Annotated in this window: 14 protein-coding genes; all 14 read right to left on the minus strand. The window is 24.8% G+C overall.

Going from position 1 to position 19,450, the window contains the following annotated elements:
- Position 1 precedes the first annotated feature (1 nt).
- The 14 genes from X271_RS01790 to gap all read right to left on the minus strand — a co-directional run bounded on the left by X271_RS01790 (position 2) and on the right by gap (position 19,262).
- Positions 2 to 1,363: an FAD-dependent oxidoreductase gene (locus X271_RS01790; protein WP_038462253.1), complete on the minus strand. Its 1,362-nt coding sequence runs from the start codon at positions 1,361 to 1,363 to the stop codon at positions 2 to 4.
- 88 nt (positions 1,364 to 1,451) lie between these two features.
- Positions 1,452 to 3,320 (minus strand): DUF262 domain-containing protein, encoded by a 1,869-nt coding sequence (locus tag X271_RS01795; protein ID WP_025208763.1) that lies wholly within the window; start codon positions 3,318 to 3,320, stop codon positions 1,452 to 1,454.
- Between the two features lie 39 nt (positions 3,321 to 3,359).
- Positions 3,360 to 5,159, minus strand: a complete 1,800-nt coding sequence (lepA, locus tag X271_RS01800; protein ID WP_025208764.1) for a translation elongation factor 4 — start codon at positions 5,157 to 5,159, stop codon at positions 3,360 to 3,362.
- A gap of 34 nt (positions 5,160 to 5,193) precedes the next feature.
- Positions 5,194 to 5,988, minus strand: a complete 795-nt coding sequence (locus tag X271_RS01805) for a GIY-YIG nuclease family protein (protein WP_025208765.1) — start codon at positions 5,986 to 5,988, stop codon at positions 5,194 to 5,196.
- 123 nt (positions 5,989 to 6,111) lie between these two features.
- Complete coding sequence (gene pstB, locus X271_RS03435) at positions 6,112 to 7,632, minus strand: phosphate ABC transporter ATP-binding protein PstB (protein ID WP_025208766.1); 1,521 nt, start codon at positions 7,630 to 7,632, stop codon at positions 6,112 to 6,114.
- Positions 7,633 to 7,635: 3 nt separating this feature from the next.
- Positions 7,636 to 9,810 (minus strand): phosphate ABC transporter permease, encoded by a 2,175-nt coding sequence (locus X271_RS03165; protein ID WP_025208767.1) that lies wholly within the window; start codon positions 9,808 to 9,810, stop codon positions 7,636 to 7,638.
- A gap of 15 nt (positions 9,811 to 9,825) precedes the next feature.
- Positions 9,826 to 11,322, minus strand: coding sequence for a hypothetical protein (locus X271_RS01820; RefSeq protein WP_025208768.1), 1,497 nt, complete (start codon positions 11,320 to 11,322; stop codon positions 9,826 to 9,828).
- A gap of 12 nt (positions 11,323 to 11,334) precedes the next feature.
- A complete protein-coding gene (locus X271_RS01825) occupies positions 11,335 to 12,297 on the minus strand; it encodes a DHH family phosphoesterase (RefSeq protein ID WP_025208769.1) in 963 nt (320 codons plus the stop codon).
- 66 nt (positions 12,298 to 12,363) lie between these two features.
- The gene (locus X271_RS01830; protein WP_025208770.1) at positions 12,364 to 13,875 is read right to left on the minus strand and encodes a hypothetical protein; all 1,512 of its coding nucleotides are present in this window, start codon (positions 13,873 to 13,875) and stop codon (positions 12,364 to 12,366) included.
- 83 nt (positions 13,876 to 13,958) lie between these two features.
- Positions 13,959 to 14,894 carry a methionyl-tRNA formyltransferase gene (gene fmt, locus X271_RS01835; protein ID WP_025208771.1) on the minus strand — a complete coding sequence of 312 codons (936 nt, stop codon included), beginning with the start codon at positions 14,892 to 14,894 and terminating at the stop codon, positions 13,959 to 13,961.
- 11 nt (positions 14,895 to 14,905) lie between these two features.
- Entirely contained in the window at positions 14,906 to 16,147 is a 1,242-nt protein-coding gene (thrS, locus tag X271_RS01840; RefSeq protein ID WP_025208772.1) for a threonine--tRNA ligase, read from the minus strand.
- A 15-nt stretch (positions 16,148 to 16,162) separates the two neighbouring features.
- Positions 16,163 to 16,939: a triose-phosphate isomerase gene (gene tpiA, locus X271_RS01845; RefSeq protein WP_025208773.1), complete on the minus strand. Its 777-nt coding sequence runs from the start codon at positions 16,937 to 16,939 to the stop codon at positions 16,163 to 16,165.
- Between the two features lie 14 nt (positions 16,940 to 16,953).
- A complete protein-coding gene (locus X271_RS01850; protein WP_025208774.1) occupies positions 16,954 to 18,156 on the minus strand; it encodes a phosphoglycerate kinase in 1,203 nt (400 codons plus the stop codon).
- Between the two features lie 113 nt (positions 18,157 to 18,269).
- The gene (gene gap, locus X271_RS01855; protein ID WP_320408549.1) at positions 18,270 to 19,262 is read right to left on the minus strand and encodes a type I glyceraldehyde-3-phosphate dehydrogenase; all 993 of its coding nucleotides are present in this window, start codon (positions 19,260 to 19,262) and stop codon (positions 18,270 to 18,272) included.
- Positions 19,263 to 19,450: the final 188 nt, after the last annotated feature.

Here is a 19,450-nt window from a genome sequence, read left to right on the forward strand (position 1 = left end):
ATTAATCATTTTTTGTTTTTAAAGCAAGATCATTTATATAATTAAATGGCTGATTGAATCTTGGTAAAAAGAAAAAGTCAAGATATTTAAGTTCTTCAATTGTTGTTTTCTTTGCAATTGCTAATGAAAACATATGAATTCCCATAGAAATATCATAAGTAGAAGCCATTTGTGCTCCTAAAATAAGTTTTGTTTTTTTATCATAGATTACTTTTACTTTTACTTTATGTGGTTCATTCATAAAAGCAGGTTTTTGCTCAGAAATAATATGTGATTCTTCTGGATCAAATCCTGCTCTTTTAGCAGCTTCAAAATTGAGACCAGTTGAAACCATATTTAAACCATAAATAGAAATTGCATTTGAACCAGAAGCCCCATCAATTTTATCTTTTCTTCCTAAAATATTATATGCTACAACTTTTCCTGTTCTTACAGCATTAGAAGCAAGAGCAATATAATCAACTTTATCTGTTACAGTATTATAAATAGTTGCACAATCACCAATTGCATAAACATTATCAATATTTGTTTTTTGATATTTATCAACAATAATTGCTCCATTTGGTAACATTTTTAAATTACTATTTTTGAAAAGTCCTGTATTTGGTAAAGCTCCGATTGCAAAAATTACAAGATCAGTAGGAATTTCAATTTTATTTGTTTTAATTTTTTCAACTTTTCCATTTTTTCCAATTAAATCTTGTACTAATTGATTAAGTTCAATTTTGATTTCTTGCTGTTTTAATCTTTTATCCATTAATTCTGTAAAATCTTTGTCATAATATCTTTGTAAGATACGTTCTAATGCATCAATCATTGTTGTTTCTTTACCATATATTCTTACAGCTTCAGCAAGTTCAACTCCAATATATCCAGCACCAATTATTGAAACTTTTTTAATATCTTCTCTTTTTAACATATCAATAATTCATTGAGCATTTTGATATGTTTTTACAGTAATAACATTTGATCAATCTTGAAAATTAGAAGATTGAAATTTTGGGACAAATGGTTTTGAACCAATCGAGATTACTAATTTATCATAAATAACTTCTTTTGCTTGATTTGTTTTAAGATCTTTAAAAGAAACTTTTTTTGCTTTAAAATCTACATTTGTAACTTCATGTTTTAAATAGATTTTTGCTCCTTGTTTTTCTAATTGTTCTTTTGAAGAATAAAATAAACCTTTTGGATCTTTTACAACATCACTAATTCAAAGTGCTATACCACATCCTAAAAATGAACAATTGTCATTTTTTTCTATTGCAACAACTTCATAATCTTTATTATTCTCTAAAAGTGTGCTTATTGCAATAGTTCCGGCATGATTAACACCTAAAAAAACTATTTTTTCTTTATTCAAAATATACCCCTTCTTTAATTTGTTTTAATATAAAATAATTATATTATTTTAAATTTAAAATTCTCATTTTTATTAATTAATATATAAATTAATCTCATATTTGCAATGCTATTTCGGTTAATTCTTTTGTTCTTTTATTTATTTTTTCAAAATCTCAATGATCATATTCAGCAATTTTTCGATTTATTTCTAAAATGCTTTCTTTATAATTTTTTTTCTTTTCTGGAAATGACTTGTTACTTATACTGCTATTATCAGCAGTAATTGTAAGGTTGCCTAATTTATTCAAAAATTTCTTATGATTAATAATATTTTCAACCCCCAAACTTCTTTCTCAAATCTTATTTAATTTTTTTGGCATTATATGTTCGATTGTAAATTTCTCTTTACGATTATGATTGATTATTGTTTCATAACTATTTTTTATATTTCTTTTATTAAGTTCAATTTTTCAAAAAAATCCTTTTAAAATATCATTGCCTTTTTCCCCATAAACATCCATTTTATTTAATCCTTCTTTAAACTCATCATTTTCTGGAATAAAATCATATTTTTCCACAAATTCTTCTAAAAGATCATTATAATTATTAATTTTTATTTTATTAATTGTTCTTGTTAAAAGTCTTGTTCCTTTACCTACAAATTGTCTTTTAATAATCATTTTTTCTAATAAAAAAATTGAATTTTCAAAATCTTTTGTAACTTTTTCAATTTTTGAATAATCTTTTGCTAATGTTACTTCATTTTCATTTTCTAATAATTGAATTATTATTGGAAAAAATTGTGATCCTGTATATAAATCATTAAAAATCATCAAAGAAACTTCATAATCTTTTAAATTACTTTTCTTTGAGATATTTTTATATTTTTTAACCATATCTTTAATCAGTAAAAACTTATTAAAATCTTTAATTGATAATGAAATATCATCAATTGTTTTAAAACCATTAAATTCTCATTCTACAATTAATTTAAATTTATAATATAAATCTTGAGGATCTTTTTCTTTTGGTAATTTAATTGTTTTTAAATAATTATTATTACTTTTTATTGATTTATAAATAATATATTCTTTTACAATTTTTGTAAACTCAATATTACTTTTTTTACCTCATTCAGAAATTTTTTCGAATAATAAATCTTCAAAAAATAATTTAATTTCATCTTCTATTTCTATTATTTTCTTTTTATCAGAATTTTTCTCCTTTTCAAGTTCATGTAATTTCATGAAATAAATATTTTTGATTAAATCTATTGAATTTAAAGGAGTCCCTTTAGAATTCAAAGTTTCAAATATTTTTAATTCATTATCATTTTCTTGTAAATTAATTTGAATTATCCAAATATTTTTAAAAATTTTTATAATATCGTAAATATTTTCCTCTTCTAAAAATTCTCTAATTAATTCACGGAAACAAATATAATTATTAAAAAAAATATTATCTTTATTTTTTGCTTTAATTTTTTTTAATTCCTTGTTATTATTAAAAATATTTATATATTCATTACTATCTATTAATTTTTCAAATTTCTCTCTATTATTAATTTCACTTATTTTTAATCTAATTTTATTTTTATTTGGTTCATCTGAATCTTGCATATAAATTAATTTATTTAAATTAAATTTATATTTCTCAAAATGTGAATAAGAATGATAATCAACAATCTCATTTTCCATTGAATCAATTAAAGCTTTAAAAAATAAAATAAAAGTTGTTATTCTTTGTTGACCATCAACAATTCATTTTTTATTATTTTTATCATTATTAATTAAAATATTTCCTAAATATAAAGTTTTTTCTGGATTATTTTCATCTTCTAAATCTTTAATATCCTCAAAAAGAGATTTAATATTATTTTCGTTTCAAACATATTTTCTTTGATATACAGGAACACTATATATTGACCCATAATTAAAAAAATCTAATAATTTTATTCTTTGTACAGAATCATTCATCTTATTATTTATTTCCTTTGTGCATTGATTAAATTTAATCTATTTTGTTTTCAAAACATCTATAAAAGCATTTTTAGGAAGAGTTACTGATCCAATCTGTTTCATTTTTTTCTTTCCTTTTTTTTGCTTTTCTAGTAATTTTTTCTTTCTTGAGACATCTCCTCCATAAAGATAACCTGTTACATCTTTACGATAAGCTTTTACAGTCTCTCGCGCAATTACTTTCCCCCCAATTACAGCTTGAATTGCAATTTCAAAATTTTGTCTAGGAACGATCTCTTTTAATTTTTCAACCATTACTTTTGCAATTTGATAAGCATTTTTACGATCAACAATTCGAGAAAAAGCATCAACTTGTTCTTTTGCAATTAAGAAATCTAATTTTACAAGATCACCTTTTTGATATCCGATTTGTTCATAATCAAAAGAAGCATAACCTTTTGAAATTGATTTTACTGCATTAAAAAAATCAAAAACAATTTCACCAAGTGGAAGATGATAAATTAATGCATTCATCTTTTCACTATAGATTTCAAGATTCTGATAAATCCCTCTTTTACTATGAACATATTCAATTAATTTTCCCATATAATTTTCAGGAGAATAAATTGTGACTTTTACATAGGGTTCTTCAATTTGCAAAATATAAGATTTATCAGGAAAATCAACAGGATTTTGAATATATTTTATTTTTTTATTTGTAAGTGTAACTTTATAGATTACAGAAGGGATTGTTGCAATTACAGGAATTTTAAATTCTCGTTCAATTCTTTCTTGGATAATTTCAAGATGTAATAATCCAAGAAAACCAACTCTAAATCCAAATCCTAATGCTTTTGAATTTTCTTTTTCATAGCTAAGAGAAGAATCGGAAAGAGAAATTTTATCTAGTGCTTCTTCCAATCCTTGATATTTTTCTGTATCAAGTGGATAAAATCCGGAAAAAACCATTGGCTTTGATGGTCTATAACCAGGAAGTGCTTTTATTTTATCTTTATTTTCTCTTGTAGTAAGAGTATCTCCGATTGATATTTTTTTAATATCTTTAATATTTGTAATAATTCAACCGGTTTCTCCAGCATTTAGCTTTTCTTTAACTTTTTCTTTTGGAGTATTAACACCAACACTTATTACATCAAGATCTGTTTTTGATTGAATAAAAGTTAATTTTTGATTTTTTGTAATAAATCCTTGAAAGATCTTTACAAATAAAATAACACCTTGATAACTATCAAAATAAGCATCAAATACTAATCCTTTTAATGGTAGATTATCATCTGCATTTAATGGAGGTGGAATATCATTTATTATTTTTATTAATACTTCTTCGATATTCTTTCCTGTTTTTGCAGAAATAAGTGGAGCATCAGAAGCATCAATTCCTAGAATTTCTTTTATCTCTTGTTTTGTTTTTAAAATATTGGCATTTTCACTATCAATTTTATTAATTACAGGAATAATTTTTAAATCATTTTCGATTGCAAGATAAAGATTAGCAATTGTTTGGGGCTGGACACCTTGTGTTGCATCAACTAAAAGAATTGCTCCTTCTGAAGCTGCAAGTGAACGAGAAACTTCATATGTAAAATCAACATGACCAGGAGTATCAATTAAATTTAATTGATAAATCTGGTTTTGATATTGATACTCAATTTGTACAGCATTTAATTTAATTGTAATTCCACGTTCTCTTTCAAGATCCATTGTATCTAACATTTGATTATGAATTTCTCTTTTTGTAACAGAATGAGTAAACTCTAAAATACGATCAGCAAGAGTTGATTTTCCATGATCGATATGTGCAATAATTGCAAAATTACGGATGTTTTCTTTTTTCATAAAAAATAATAAATATTTAATTTATTATAAATTATTAATTATATTCTTTTATTTTTTTTTCAATGATTTGATCGCAATAAATTTTGTAAATTTCAAAATTTTTTGCAAAATAAGGATCAAGATTTTTTCAATTGAATCAAATTGTAGGAAATGGATTTTTTCCTTGTTTTAAATTGTTTTCAATTGTTTTAAATTGTCTACTATATTCATTTTTAAGAATATTTTCAATAGTATCAATTTTCTCCTGATAAATGTTTAAATTGTTTGCTTCATTTCTTTTCAAACTTTTTTTTACTTTTTCGATTAATTTCTGATTAGAAAAAAGCTCATTTACAGATAATTTTTTATCTTTTACTTTATCTGGATTTGTTTTTAAATATTGATCAAATAAAATTTTATTATATTGATATTTTGCTTCTGTAAGTGAACGAATATATTTAAATTGTTTTGCATGTGGACCATTAAATCCTTCTCATTCACTATTGTATTTTTCAATATAATCAATTTCTAATGCTTCGATTTCTTCAATTTTAAAAAATTCTTTTTCCTCTAAGATTTCTAATTTTAAATCACTTATTTTTAAATTATTATCAATCATAAAAAGTGCAATTTTATAGTATGAAGCTCCTTTTGCTGGAACTGTATATGATTGCAAAGATCTTAATAATAAATTGTCTTTATTTTTAAGCATCTTTCTTATCATCATTTTATGTGCACTAAAACGACTATTGATATTTTTCGAAGCACCTATGTAACTTCATTCTTTGTTATTTTCATCTTTTAAGTAAATTCGATATATCCCTGATATTTTTTTTACATTATTATTCATTAATGTTTTTTCATCCCAATTTTAATTTTTTATTAATTTCTTCTCTTATTATTAATTTGAAATTAATAATCCCTCTTAAATTAATTTTATAATTAAAATTGATAAAAATGAAATATTTTAATTTTAACCAAATTTTCCTTTTAGATAATTTTTAGTTTCTTGTTCTTTTGGATTATTAAATAATTCTTCTGTCCGTGCAAACTCAATAAGTCTTCCTTGGTAAAAAAATGCTGTATAATCAGAAACTCTTTGTGCTTGTTGCATTGAATGAGTTACGATTATAATTGTATAATTCTTTTTTAACTCTAAAATTAAATTCTCGATTGCAGCACTTGATTTTGGATCTAGTGCTGAAGTAGGTTCATCCATAAGTAAAACTTCTGGTTGTTGAATAATCGCTCTTGCAATACATAATCTTTGTTGTTGTCCTCCCGAAAGAGAAGTTGCAATTGCTTTTAAATTTGATTTAACTTCATCTCAAAGATTTGCTTTTTTTAATGCTTTTTTTACCAATTTTTCTGTAAGTGCGCGATCTTTAAATCCAGAAATTTTAAGAGAAAAAGCAACATTTTTACGAATTGACATCGGAAAAGGATTTGGTTGTTGAAAAATCATTCCAATCTTTGTTCTAAGATCAGTAAGATCAATTTTTTTATAATGATTATAAATTGATCTTAATTTATAAATATCATATTCATCATCGAAAATAATTTTTCCATGCATTCTAAATTTTGGAATATTATCATTTATTCTATTAAGAGTTCTTAAAAAAGTTGACTTTCCACAACCAGAAGGACCAATAATTGCAATTATTTTGTTTTTGGGAATTTTAATATCAACATCATACAATGCATGTTTTTGATCATATCAAACATTTAGATTTTTAACATCAAATGAATATTTATCATCTACTTTTTTATCAATACTTGTATTTAAAGTATTATCAATTCTTTGATTTAATTTTTGATAAAATTTATTTTCATTTTTTATTTTATTTTTAAAATCTTGATAATTTTTTAATTTATCTTGTAATTTTCTAATTTTATTTTTATAATTGCTTGTAAATTTTTTACTTTTATGAAGATTTAATTTTTGCTTTTTTGCTTTACGAATATCTTCTTTTATGTAATATTTTTTAATTTGATTATTTTTTGGTATTGCTTTTAAATCTTCTTTTAATTTTTTAATTTTCTCATTTTCGATAGCAACTGAATCTTTATAATCATTTACCAATTTTTCCAAATCATTTAAAAAATTTAATTTATCTTTTAATTTATAAATTTCCTCACTAATAAAAGCAATTTCTCGTTTATTTTTAATAATTACATTTTCATTTTTATTAAAAATCTTAAATAATTCTTTTTGCTTATTATTTAAATTTGTAAATTTTGCTTGATTTTTTGCCTTTTTTTGTTCTAGTTTCTTGATTTTTTTTTCAAAATTAATAATTTCTTGATCATTTAATAAATCTTTTTTAAGACTACTATTATGACCCTCTTTTAATTTTTTTAGATCATTATTTAAATTATGAAGTATATCTATTATTGATTGATAATTAATTTCTTTTTTGATATCATCAATCTCTTTAATTTTTCCTAAAACTTGTTCTTGATAATTTTTTAAATTATTTTTGTTCTGATTCATAAGCTACTCCATTAAAATCCTTATATTAAGAAAATGGTATTTTTTATTTAAGTAAATAAGAAGAGGATAAATAAGCATTCCAAATACAATGATTCCTAAACTAATAAAAAACACTATTTTCCAAGCAAAATAAACTGAAGCAAAGAAAAGAATAAAACCAGCAAAAATAATTGTAACTTCTTTAAATTTCTTCTCACGAACAAGCCCTGCAGAAATTGAAAGAATAATAATTAAAAAAACTATTAATAATCCAATTGCTTTTACTTGATCTCAAGGGACAATTCCACCTCTTGACATTGCATACATTTCAAGTGCTAAAGTAGGTCCACCTTGATTAATTCAATCACCGACATCATTTCCATCAAAAGCTGTACCATAAAGAATAAAAAAGATTGCAGAATCAGCAAGAACAATTCCGGTTGCAACAACAGCAGAAGAGATAATTTGCGGATAAACTTGTTTTAATAAAACTTTTGTTGATGTTTTATATTTTGTTGCTCCAAGGGCATAAGATCCTTCTTTTTGTCCTTTATCAACATCATTTAAAGCTTGCTCTGTTGTTTTTACGATTGTTGGTAATAAAACAATTGCCATTATAAAAACTCCTGAAAGAGAAACAACATTTAAACTTTCAAGGCGCATCAATTGTAAAAACAAAATACTTGCAATTATTCCATATACAATTGAAGGAATACTTGTTAATAATTGAATAGATAATGAAAATATTTTTGCTCGTTTACTTGTTTTTTGTAAATAAATTGAAAAATAGATTGCAATTAAAACACCAAAAGGAATCGCAATTAAAAGTGAAAATACAATTGTAAAAAGTGTTCCTATTAATGGGATAGCTAATCCATCAACCGTAAAGGTCGTTCCTGTATCATTAACAAAAGTGTATTTTCCTTTAGTTGTAAGATATTCTCAATTTAAAGCACTAATTCCTCCAATCATTAAAAAGATAATAATTGCTCCTAATAAAATAAATCCAACCGAAGCAAATAATCCAAGCATTATATTGTTTTTTGTTTCTTTTGTTTTTTTGTAATTACGAATTTTCTTTATTACAAGAGCATCACTAAAATTTATTCCTTTTGTAACAGAATAATTCTCATTGCTTACCTTTTTCTTTTCATATTTTTTAATCAGTTGTCCCTCGAGGTATTTTCTTTGATCTTTGAGGGAGAGATTATCAATTCCATATTTTTGAATATTACTATTCAATTGATTTTCTTTACTAATTTTTTTAATATTTCTTTTTTCAATACTTTCAATTGAATAATAACTTTCAAAAACTTTAAGAATAATGAAAACAAGAATAACAACGATAAAAAGCAAAGTACACATTGCAAGAGAAGAAGCTCTTTCAATTGTTCCGGGCCCACCTTCTCCTCACTGTGACATCATTGTCGCTGTAATTAAACGAATATTCCCTAAAAGATTAAAAGTTGGTCCAACATTTGTTTGGCTAGCAACCATTGATACAGCAGTTGCCTCTCCTAGTGCTCTTGCAATTCCTAATAAAATTCCAACAATAATTCCACCTTTTGCTGCGCGCAAAGTTACATAAAGAGAAGTTTGTGTTTTTGTTGCTCCTAAGGCATAAGCTGATTCTTCTAATTTGCGATCAGTTGAATTAATTGCTGTAATTGAAAGAAGTGTAATTGTTGGCATTATCATAAATGCAAGTGTAAAAATTACAGCAAGCATTGTTCCTGCTTGAACATTAAAAATTGCTGTAATCACATCATTTATAATAATTGCTCCAAATGCTCCATAAACAACCGAAGGAATTGCAGCTAATATTGCAATAATTGCAAACATAAAATTAGAAAATTTTTTGGGTAGTACTTTTGCAATAAAAACAGCAGTAAATACCGAAACAGGAACAGCAATTAAAATTGCAAAAAAGGAAACAAGCAAAGTATTTACAATCATAAATCCTGCTGCAAAAAGTTCAGAAGCAGGATTATATTCATTTCCAAAAAGAAAATAACTAAAACTCATTTCTGGATGAGAAACAAAACCATTAATACTTGCTGCAATTAAAAAAACTAAAGCAAAAATAATAAAGAAAGCTGTAAAAAGAAATAAGATCAACAAAAATGATCGATAAAAACTATCTTTTTTACGATTTTTCTTTGCTGTTTTTTTCTGTGTATAAATTATGCTTTTATCCATCATAAACCTCTTTTATTAAATTTCTTCTGCAGTAAGCAAAGGAATTTCTTCACTATTTGATAAATATAATCATTCTCATGATCTTCCATCGAATGAATAAATATATTTTAAAGCAGATGCACTAATTCCTGTTGGGCGATAATTAATACCATCTACTGTAAATGATGTATCTTTTCCAGTATAAACTAAAATTGGATCAGTAGCAAAAGTATAGTAAAGAGGTTCAACAGTACTATCATTTGTTTCAACATCAGGAAGATAATATAAACCAATTGGATCAATATCATCCTCAGTTACTTGATCATAACCTCAAGTTAAAGTTTGTCCATTGCTATTTTTTTCTTCTCTTGTAATATCACTAATTCCATATCCACGAGATTGTGTTCCTAAAAAAGAATTAGGATTTGCGTTATTACTTACAAGAGCAAAAGCTTGTCCAGAACCATGATTATTAAGTGTAAGATTTAATTCAAATGTTCATTCTGGATCATTATAATAATCTTGCAATCAAGTTGAAAAATAATAATTAAATCCATTATACTCAGCATTACCATTTGTTAATGCATCCAAAGTTGGTTGATCTGTTCCTGTTCCTTCAATTGTTAAAATTAAATTTACTTCTTTTCCATTACTATTATTATTTACAAAATTATCAATTGTTCAATTAGGATTAACAGATTCTAAATTATTAGCAAAATTTAAAAGATAAACTTCAAATTCTTCTGATGATAATAAAAAAGGATTATCATAAGGCTGATAATATTTTGCAATACTATTTATAATTAATTGAGCATCTTCTGAAAAAGTAATTCAATTAAAGAAAATAAAAGAAAAAACAAAATATTTAAGATATCCCGGACTAATTACATAATTATCAAAATAAGCTTCCTGTTCTTCTGTAAGTGTTCTTGATGGTGATCCTTGAATTCAATTTGTTCCTCAAATTGTATTATCTATATCAATTCCTGTAGTATTACTAAACATAATATTATTATTAAGAATTGGAGCTACTGAAGCCGGAACACGAAAGAAAATATTTAAAGTAGAAAACATTGGATAATAATCGGAATTATAATCAACATAACCAGGAGTATTATTCCCATCACTATCTAATACATAAAGATCTAAAGGTGTTAATTCTCCACTTGGATTTGTTTCTGGATCATAAATTTCAAAAGAGCTAACACTTTTCCCTAAGTAACCAACAGAATTTTTTGATTGTTCTACTCCATTTAACATCTGTTCTTCATTTTGTGCTCATACTAAATCTTCATTTCAATGATTGTAATCTTTCGGAACTCCGATGTAATCGTCAAATTTTTCTCCTGTTCCCGTAATATTTGCATCAAATCCATATACATAAATTGCTTCGGCTTTTCCTAATCCTGCTAGTACAATTGGTAAAAATATTAATAATAAAATTGCCACCGTAAGAACAACTGTAATAAATATATGTCCTCAACTTGAGGAAAAAAAATATTTTATTTTTAAGCTAATTTCTTTAAATTTCATAATTTTTCTCTGCTAATTTATACCTAATATCTCTAATTCTTTTATCAATTCTTTTAATTCTTTTTTTGTTTTAATTCTTACTCCTGCTGCTAATTTATGTCCACCTCCACCAAATTTTTCTGCTATTTTATTAATTGTAATTTCTTTTGATCTAAGCGAAACACGAAATATTTTTTCTTTTTGATCAAAAATTGCATATAATGCAATTTTAATATTTTTACTAATCATAAGAGTTGAAACAAAATGTGTTATCTCTTCAAATTGCAATTTGAATTTTTTCTCAATTCCTTTTTTTGCAACAAAAAAAGCAAAAGAATCTTTTTTCTTATAATGATTAATTACATAAGCTTGATATTTTAATTCTTTTTCTGTATATGTATTTAATAATTTATAAATATTTTTTGCTTCAAAACCTTTTATACTATAAATTAAAGATAAAACTCTAAAAGTATCTTTATTTACAGAAGGAAAAGAAAAACGACCAGTATCTGTTACTATTCCTAAAAAAAGATAATTTACAGTTTTAGTCGTAATTTTAAAATTATTTTTAATACTAAGATAATTTATAAGATCGAAAATTATCTCGGAACAAGATGATCTCTCTGCATTTACATATTTTAAACTTGCATTATAATCATCAATTTTAGGGTGATGATCAATTTTAATTATTTCTTTTCCTAATTTATAATTATTATTTGCAATTCTTTCCTTATTTGCAGTATCAACTATAATTATTAAAGAATCATTAAAATCATCTTCTGTTGGATTATTATTTTTAACAAAAAAATCTGATAATCATCTAATATCATCAGCATGTCCAATCATAATTTTCTTATCTTTAAAATTAGTTTGCAAGAAATTAAAAAGACCATATTGACTACCTAAAGCATCTCCATCTGGATTTTGATGTCTTAAAATAATAATTTTTTGATATCTTTTAATTTTATTCAGGAAATTATCAGCAAATTTTTCCACAATTTTCTAATTAATTTTTCAAATTTATTATAAATAATAATAAATTTTTTTGCTCTTTTTTTTAAATTAATTCTCTTCTACTTCTATTAATGAGCCTTGAATTAAATTTTCATTCATTGCATAAAGTCATTCTCATGATCTTCCATCAAATGAATAAATATATTTTAATCCCTCTGAACTAATCCCTTTTGGATGATAAGTATTACCATCAACTTTAAATGATGTATTTTTTTCTGTTAATACTAAAACAGGATCAGTAGCAAGCGTATAGTATAAAGGTTGTGTAAAATCAGTAGTTGTTTGAGTATCAGGAAGATAATAAAAACCATTAGGATCTAAATCATCTTCGGTAATTTGATCATATCCTCAAGTAACATTTTCTCCTGTATTTGCTCTCTCTTCTCTTGTAATATCATCAATATCATATCCACGAGATTGAGTTCCTAAAAATGCATTTGCACTTGCTCCATTATCTTTAATTGCAAATGCTTGTCCTGAATCATGATTATTTAAAGTAAGTGTTAATTCAAATGTTCATTCTGGATCATCATAATAATCTTGTAATCAACTTGAAAGATAAAAACTAAATCCATCATAATTTTCATTTCCAATACTTAAGGCATTTAATGTAGGTTGAACTGTTCCCGATCCTTCTAATGTTAAAATTAAATTTACATCTTTTCCATCACTATTATTATTTACAAAATTATCTATTGTTCAATTAGAATTAATAGATTCTAAATTGATAGTAAAATTTAAAAGATATTCTTCAAATTCTTGTTCTGATAATAAATAAAGATCATCATATGGTTGATAGTGTTTGGAAATACTATCAATTATAACTTGTGCATCTTCTGAAAAGGCAATTCAATTAAAAAAAATAAAAGAGAAAACAAAATATTTAAGATATCCGGGGTTAATCACATAATTAGTAAAATATTCTTGTTGTTCTTCTGTAAGTGTTCTTGATGGGGATCCTATTATTCAATTGGTTCCTCAAATTGTATTATCTATATCAATTCCTGTAGTATTGCTAAACATAATATTATTATTAATAATTGGAGCAACAGAAGCAGGAACACGAAATCAGATGTTTAAGGAAGCAAGCATTGGATAAGCATCGGAATCATAAGAAACATAACCAGGAGTTAAAGTATCATCTTCAAGATTTGTATCATTTGTATAGAGTTCTAATGCTTTTAAATTTCCTGAAGGATTTAAAATTGGATCATAGACATCAAAAAAACTAACACTTTTCCCTAAATAACCAATAGAATCTTTTGATTGCTCAATTCCATTCAACATTTGTTCTTGATTTTGTGCTCAAACAATATCATCATTTCAATATTTATAGTCTTTATCAACACCTATATAATTATCAAAATTAGTTCCTGTTCCTGTAAAATTAGCATCAAATCCGAAAACATAAATTGCTTTTGCTTTTCCTTCTCCCAAAAAAGCAATCGGAAGAATAATTGAAAGAAAAATTGCTGCAATTAAAAAAAAGGAAATAAAAATTTTCCCTCAATTAGAGGAAAAAAAATATTTAATTCTAAAAGTAAGATCTCTTAATTTCATATATTATCTTTATTAGTAAAATTATTATTTAAGATAAATAATTTTTTCAAATTTAATTATAAATAATATTTAAAAAAATAAAATTAATTTTTAAATAATGAATTTCCATTTAAAATTTCTTTTGCACTTTGGATTTTTTTACCCGGAATTATGATTCTTTTAAAAATAATTTCTCCATCTATTGTTTGGAAAAAAATTCCTTCTTTATTTATTTTTAAAAATGTTCCTGGGGCTTTTTTAATTTGTTTTTTTTTAAGTAATTGATAATTTGCTTCCAATACAAAAATTTCTTGATTTTTAAAAATTAATTTTGCTTTTGGTTTAGGATTAAGAGCACGAATTTTATTATAAATGTCAATTGATTTTAAATTAAAATCAATTATTTGTTCTTCAGGCAAGATTTTTTTTCAAAATGAAACTTTATTTTTATCTTGTTTTATTCTAATTAATTTATCATCTACAAATTTATTTAAAACATCAATTATATTATTTGTAATTAAAAGATATATTTTATCCTCGAGTGTTTTATATGTATCAAAAATTGTAATTGGTAATTTCTTTTGATAAAAATAATCACCAGCATCCATTTCTTCGATCATTTCCATTAATGTAAATCCTGTTTCTTTTTCTCCTTCAAGAATCGCTCTTTGAATAGGATTTGCTCCTCTTCCTTTTGGAAGTAATGATGTATGAATATTAAGAGAATCTTTTTTTGCTAATTTTAAAATTTGTTTAGAAAGAATTTGACCAAATGAACAAGTTATAAGTAAATCAAAATTTAAATCTTTAATTTTATTAATATCTTTATTAATGCTTTCTGTTTTAATTACATTTAAATTATGCTCTTTTGCAAAAAGAGCAACAGGAGAAGGAATAAGTTCAGAGTGGCTTCTTCCTACTTTTTGATCCTTAGTAGTAACAACACCAATAATTTCGAATTGTTTTGCATCAATTAATGGTTTTAATACAGATAGAGAAATATCAGAATTCCCTAAAAATAATATTTTTATATTATTCATTTTGTTATCCTTTAACTTTTAATTAACTTTAAAAATTCTACAATTTTTAAAATATCTGTTTTTTTGCTTTGATATCTTCGATAAGATATTTTATCGTTTTTTACTTCTTCATCACCAATTATAATTTGATATTTGTATTTTTGTGTTTGATATAATCTAACTTTATGTCCTAATCTTTCATTTGAAAAATCAAGTTTTACTCTTATTTTATTATCTAATAAAAATTGATAGATTTTTTTTGCATATTCTAAATGATATTTATTATTAATTGGTAATATTACAACTTGATTTGGTGCTAATCAAAAAGGAAGATTTCCTTTTGTTTGTTCTAATAAAACAGCAATAAATCTTTCATAAGTACCAATTAATCCACGATGAATCATAATTGGTCTAATTTTATTTAAATCTTTATCAAAATATTCTAATTCAAATCTTTCTGGTAAGAAAAAATCCAATTGAATTGTAGAAACTGTAATGATATGACCTAATAATGTTTTTATTTGAACATCGATTTTTGGACCATAAAAAGCTGCTTCTCCGATTTTTTCAATAAATTTAATCTTGTTTTTTTGTAAAAAATTTCTTAATATAGATTCAGATTGATCTCATTTTTTACTATCACCATGATATTTTTTTAGATCTTTTTTATCTCTTAATGCAAGTTCGATATAATCAATTTTAATATTAAATTTTGCTAATGTTTTTTCTACTAAATTTAAAACAAGTTTAATTTCTGATTCTAATTGATCGTCTCGTAAAAAAATATGAGAATCAGTAAGTTCCATTGCTCTTGTTCTTTCCAGTCCAAGAAGTGATCCTGAAGGTTCAAAGCGAAATTGATTTACATGTTCTGCAAGTCTTAATGGTAATTCTTTATATGATCTTTTTTTATGCTTATAAATCATTATATGATGAGGACAAGCCATTGGTCTTAAAACAAAGCTTTCTTCATCTTTAAATTTCATTTCTGGAAACATATTATTTTTATAAAGTTGATAGTGACCAGAAGTTTTATATAAATTTAAAAGTCCAACTTCAGGTGTTTCTACATGAATAAAATTATATTTTTCCTCTTGTTCATAAATATAATCATGAATCGCTTTTTTTAATTTAACACCATTTTCTAATCATATTGGAAATCCTTTTCCAATATTTTCATCAATATAAAAAATTTCTAATTCTTTTGCAATTTTGCGATGATCTACTTCAATTTCTTTATTATCATTTAAATTTTGCTTGTGGATTTTTTCCATATAAACTTTCCAAAATTAGTTTTGATCATATGTTAATAATTTAACAAATGATTTTACATCAAGTGAAGCACCACCGACTAAAGCTCCATCAATATCTTCTTGTTCCATAAGTTCTTTAATATTTTCCGGTTTTACAGATCCGCCATATTGAATTCTTATTTTTGAAGCAATACTTTTATCAAATAATTCAGCAATAATTCCTCGTGCTTTTTTGATTGTATCTTGTGCTTGTTTTGCTGTTGCTGTTTTTCCTGTTCCGATTGCTCAGATTGGTTCATAAGCTAAAATTACTCTTTCAATCTGTCCTTTTTTAATTCCGGCTAATCCTTCTTTTAATTGTCTTTCAATTACAGAAATTGTTTTATTATCTTCAAATTCTTTTAATGATTCACCAAAAGCCATAATCGGAATAATTGAAGAATTTAAGCAAGCTTTAAGTTTTAAATTAACAGTATGATCTGTTTCATTAAAATATTGACGACGTTCAGAATGTCCTATTATTCCATATCTAATTCCTAATTGTTCAAGCATTGGAAGTGATACTTCACCAGTAAATGCTCCTTCTTTTTCATAATGAAAATTTTGTGCAGCAAGATCAAGATCAAGACCTTTTTTTGATCCATGATCATGTGGCATTATAAATGGTAATGTAACAAAAGGTGCAGCAATTGCAAAATCACAATTTATTTTTTTATCACTAAGTTCATCTTCTAAATGATGTAAAAAATGATGTCCTTGTTCTGGGCCATTATACATTTTTCAATTTCCGACGATTATTTTTTTTCTTTTCATATTATTTTTCTTTCTTAATTAATATTATTTATTGCAGCAATTCCTGGTAATTCTTTTCCTTCTAAAAATTCCATACTTGCTCCACCACCTGTAGAGATATGACTAATTTTCCCTTCGATTCCCATTTTAATTGCCATTGCAGCTGAATCTCCACCACCAATAATTGTAATTGCATCTTTTAAATTAATTAATTCATGAGCAATTGCTTTTGAACCTTCTTGATAATTTTTAAATTCAGTAACACCAAAAGGACCATTTCAAATTACTGTTTTCGCTCCTTTTAATTCTTTTTTAATTACTTTAATTGTTTTAGGACCAATATCAAGCCCCATTAAATCATCAGGGATATTTTCATATACTTTCCCCTTTACATCTTTATATTCTTTTGTGCAAATTGAATCAGAAGCAATTACTAGTTTATCTTGATATTTTTTCATAAGTTTTTTTGCTAAATCAACTTTTTCTGGTTCTGCTAATGATTTACCTATTTTTTTACCCATTGCAAGATGAAATGTATAACACATTGCTGTTCCGATAATTACCTTATCTGCTTTCTTTGCAAGAGCATCAATTACATTTATTTTATCAGAAACCTTAGCTCCTCCCAATAAAGCAATGAAAGGTCTTTTTGGTTCAGAAATAGCATCATGTAAAAATTTAATTTCTTTTTCAATTAAAAAACCAATTGCAGATTCTTTAATATATTTTGCAATACCAACATTTGAAGCATGAGCACGATGAGCTGTTCCAAATGCATCATTTACAAATAAATCACCAAGTGATGCTCAATATTTTCCTAATTTTTCATCATTTTTGGATTCATAATTTACTAATATATTATTTTTTACATCTTCAAAACGAGTATTTTCAATCATCATAATTGAACCGTTTTCCATATTATTAATTGCTTCTTCTACTTTTTTTCCACGTGTAGCAGCAACAAAATTAATTGCATGTGTAGATGCTTTTGTAAATTCCATTGCAACAGATTTTAATGATTTTGTTTTTTTATCTTCCTCTGTTTTTATTCTTCCAAGATGAGATAAAAGAATAACTTTTGCTTCATTTTTAATTAAATATTCAATTGTTGGTAATGCTGCAACAATTCTAGCATTATTTGTTACTTTTCCATTCTCAATTGGAACATTAAAATCAACACGAACAAGGACAATTTTACCCTTTAAATCTTTAAGATCATGTAATGTTTTTTTTCTCATTATTTTCCTTATTTTTTATTTTATATCTTTAAATTTTAAAATTAAATAAACAATTTAAAGTTATTATATCAAATAAAAAACAGCATTTATTTAAATGCTGTTTAAACTTCTATTTATAAATTAATGTAATACTTAATTGCTCTTACTAATTGATTTACATAAGACATTTCATTATCATATCAAGCAACTATTTTAAACATATTAGTATTTGGTAATTGTTTTGTTGATAGAGCATCGAAAATTGAACCATGAGTTTCATCAATAATATCTGAAGATACGATTGGATCTTCTGTGTATCCTAATGTTTCATTTTTTGCTTTTTTCATTGCTGCGTTTATTTTTTGTACTGATGCTGGTTTTTTCAAAATAACTGATAAATCAACTACTGAACCAGTAACAACAGGAACACGCATTGAATTTCCATCCAATTTTCCTTTTACTTCAGGAATTACTAATCCTAATGCAGAAGCAGCTCCTGTTGTAGTAGGGATAATATTTGATCCAGCAGCACGAGCACGTCTTAAATCACTATGAGGTGAATCTGCTGTTCTTTGATCATTTGTAGCAGCATGAACAGTAGTCATAAATCCACTAACAATTCCAAATTCTTTTTGTAAAACATTTACAACTGGAGCAAGACAGTTTGTTGTACATGAAGCAGCTGAAATAATTTTATCATCTTTATTTAAAATTTTATGGTTTACATTATAAACAATAGTTTTTAAATCTCCTGTTGCAGGTGCAGAAATAACTACTTTTTTAGCTCCTGCATCGATATGTGCTTGTGCTTTTTCTTTAGAAGTAAAAAACCCTGTTGATTCAATTACTAAATCAATTCCAAGATCTTTTCAAGGAAGAGCTTTTGGATCTCTTTCTGCAAAGATTTTAACTTTTTTACCATCTACAATAATAGCATCACTTTCTGATTTGATTTTATCAACTTTATATGGTCCATGTGCTGAATCATATTTTAGAAGATGAGCTAATGTTGCGGGACTTGTTAAATCGTTTATTGCCACTATTTCAATATTTTTTTCACCGAATAATTGGCGAAAAGTCAATCTACCAATACGTCCAAATCCATTAATTGCAATTTTTTTCATTAATTAAAATTTCTCCTTATTATTTATTTTAAAATGTATTTAAAAAAATTTTACAAACTTATTATATAATTTTTAGCATTTAAAAAATAATTATCAAGCGAAGAAATTTTAATTTTACACTTTACATTCTAATTTACATTTTTAAATTAAATTAACTAATTTGATAAAATAAAATTAGTGTAAAACACGAA

Source organism: Candidatus Hepatoplasma crinochetorum Av (assembly GCF_000582535.1).
In the GTDB taxonomy this organism is placed as follows: Bacteria; Bacillota_I; Bacilli_A; order Mycoplasmatales; family Hepatoplasmataceae; genus Hepatoplasma; species Hepatoplasma crinochetorum.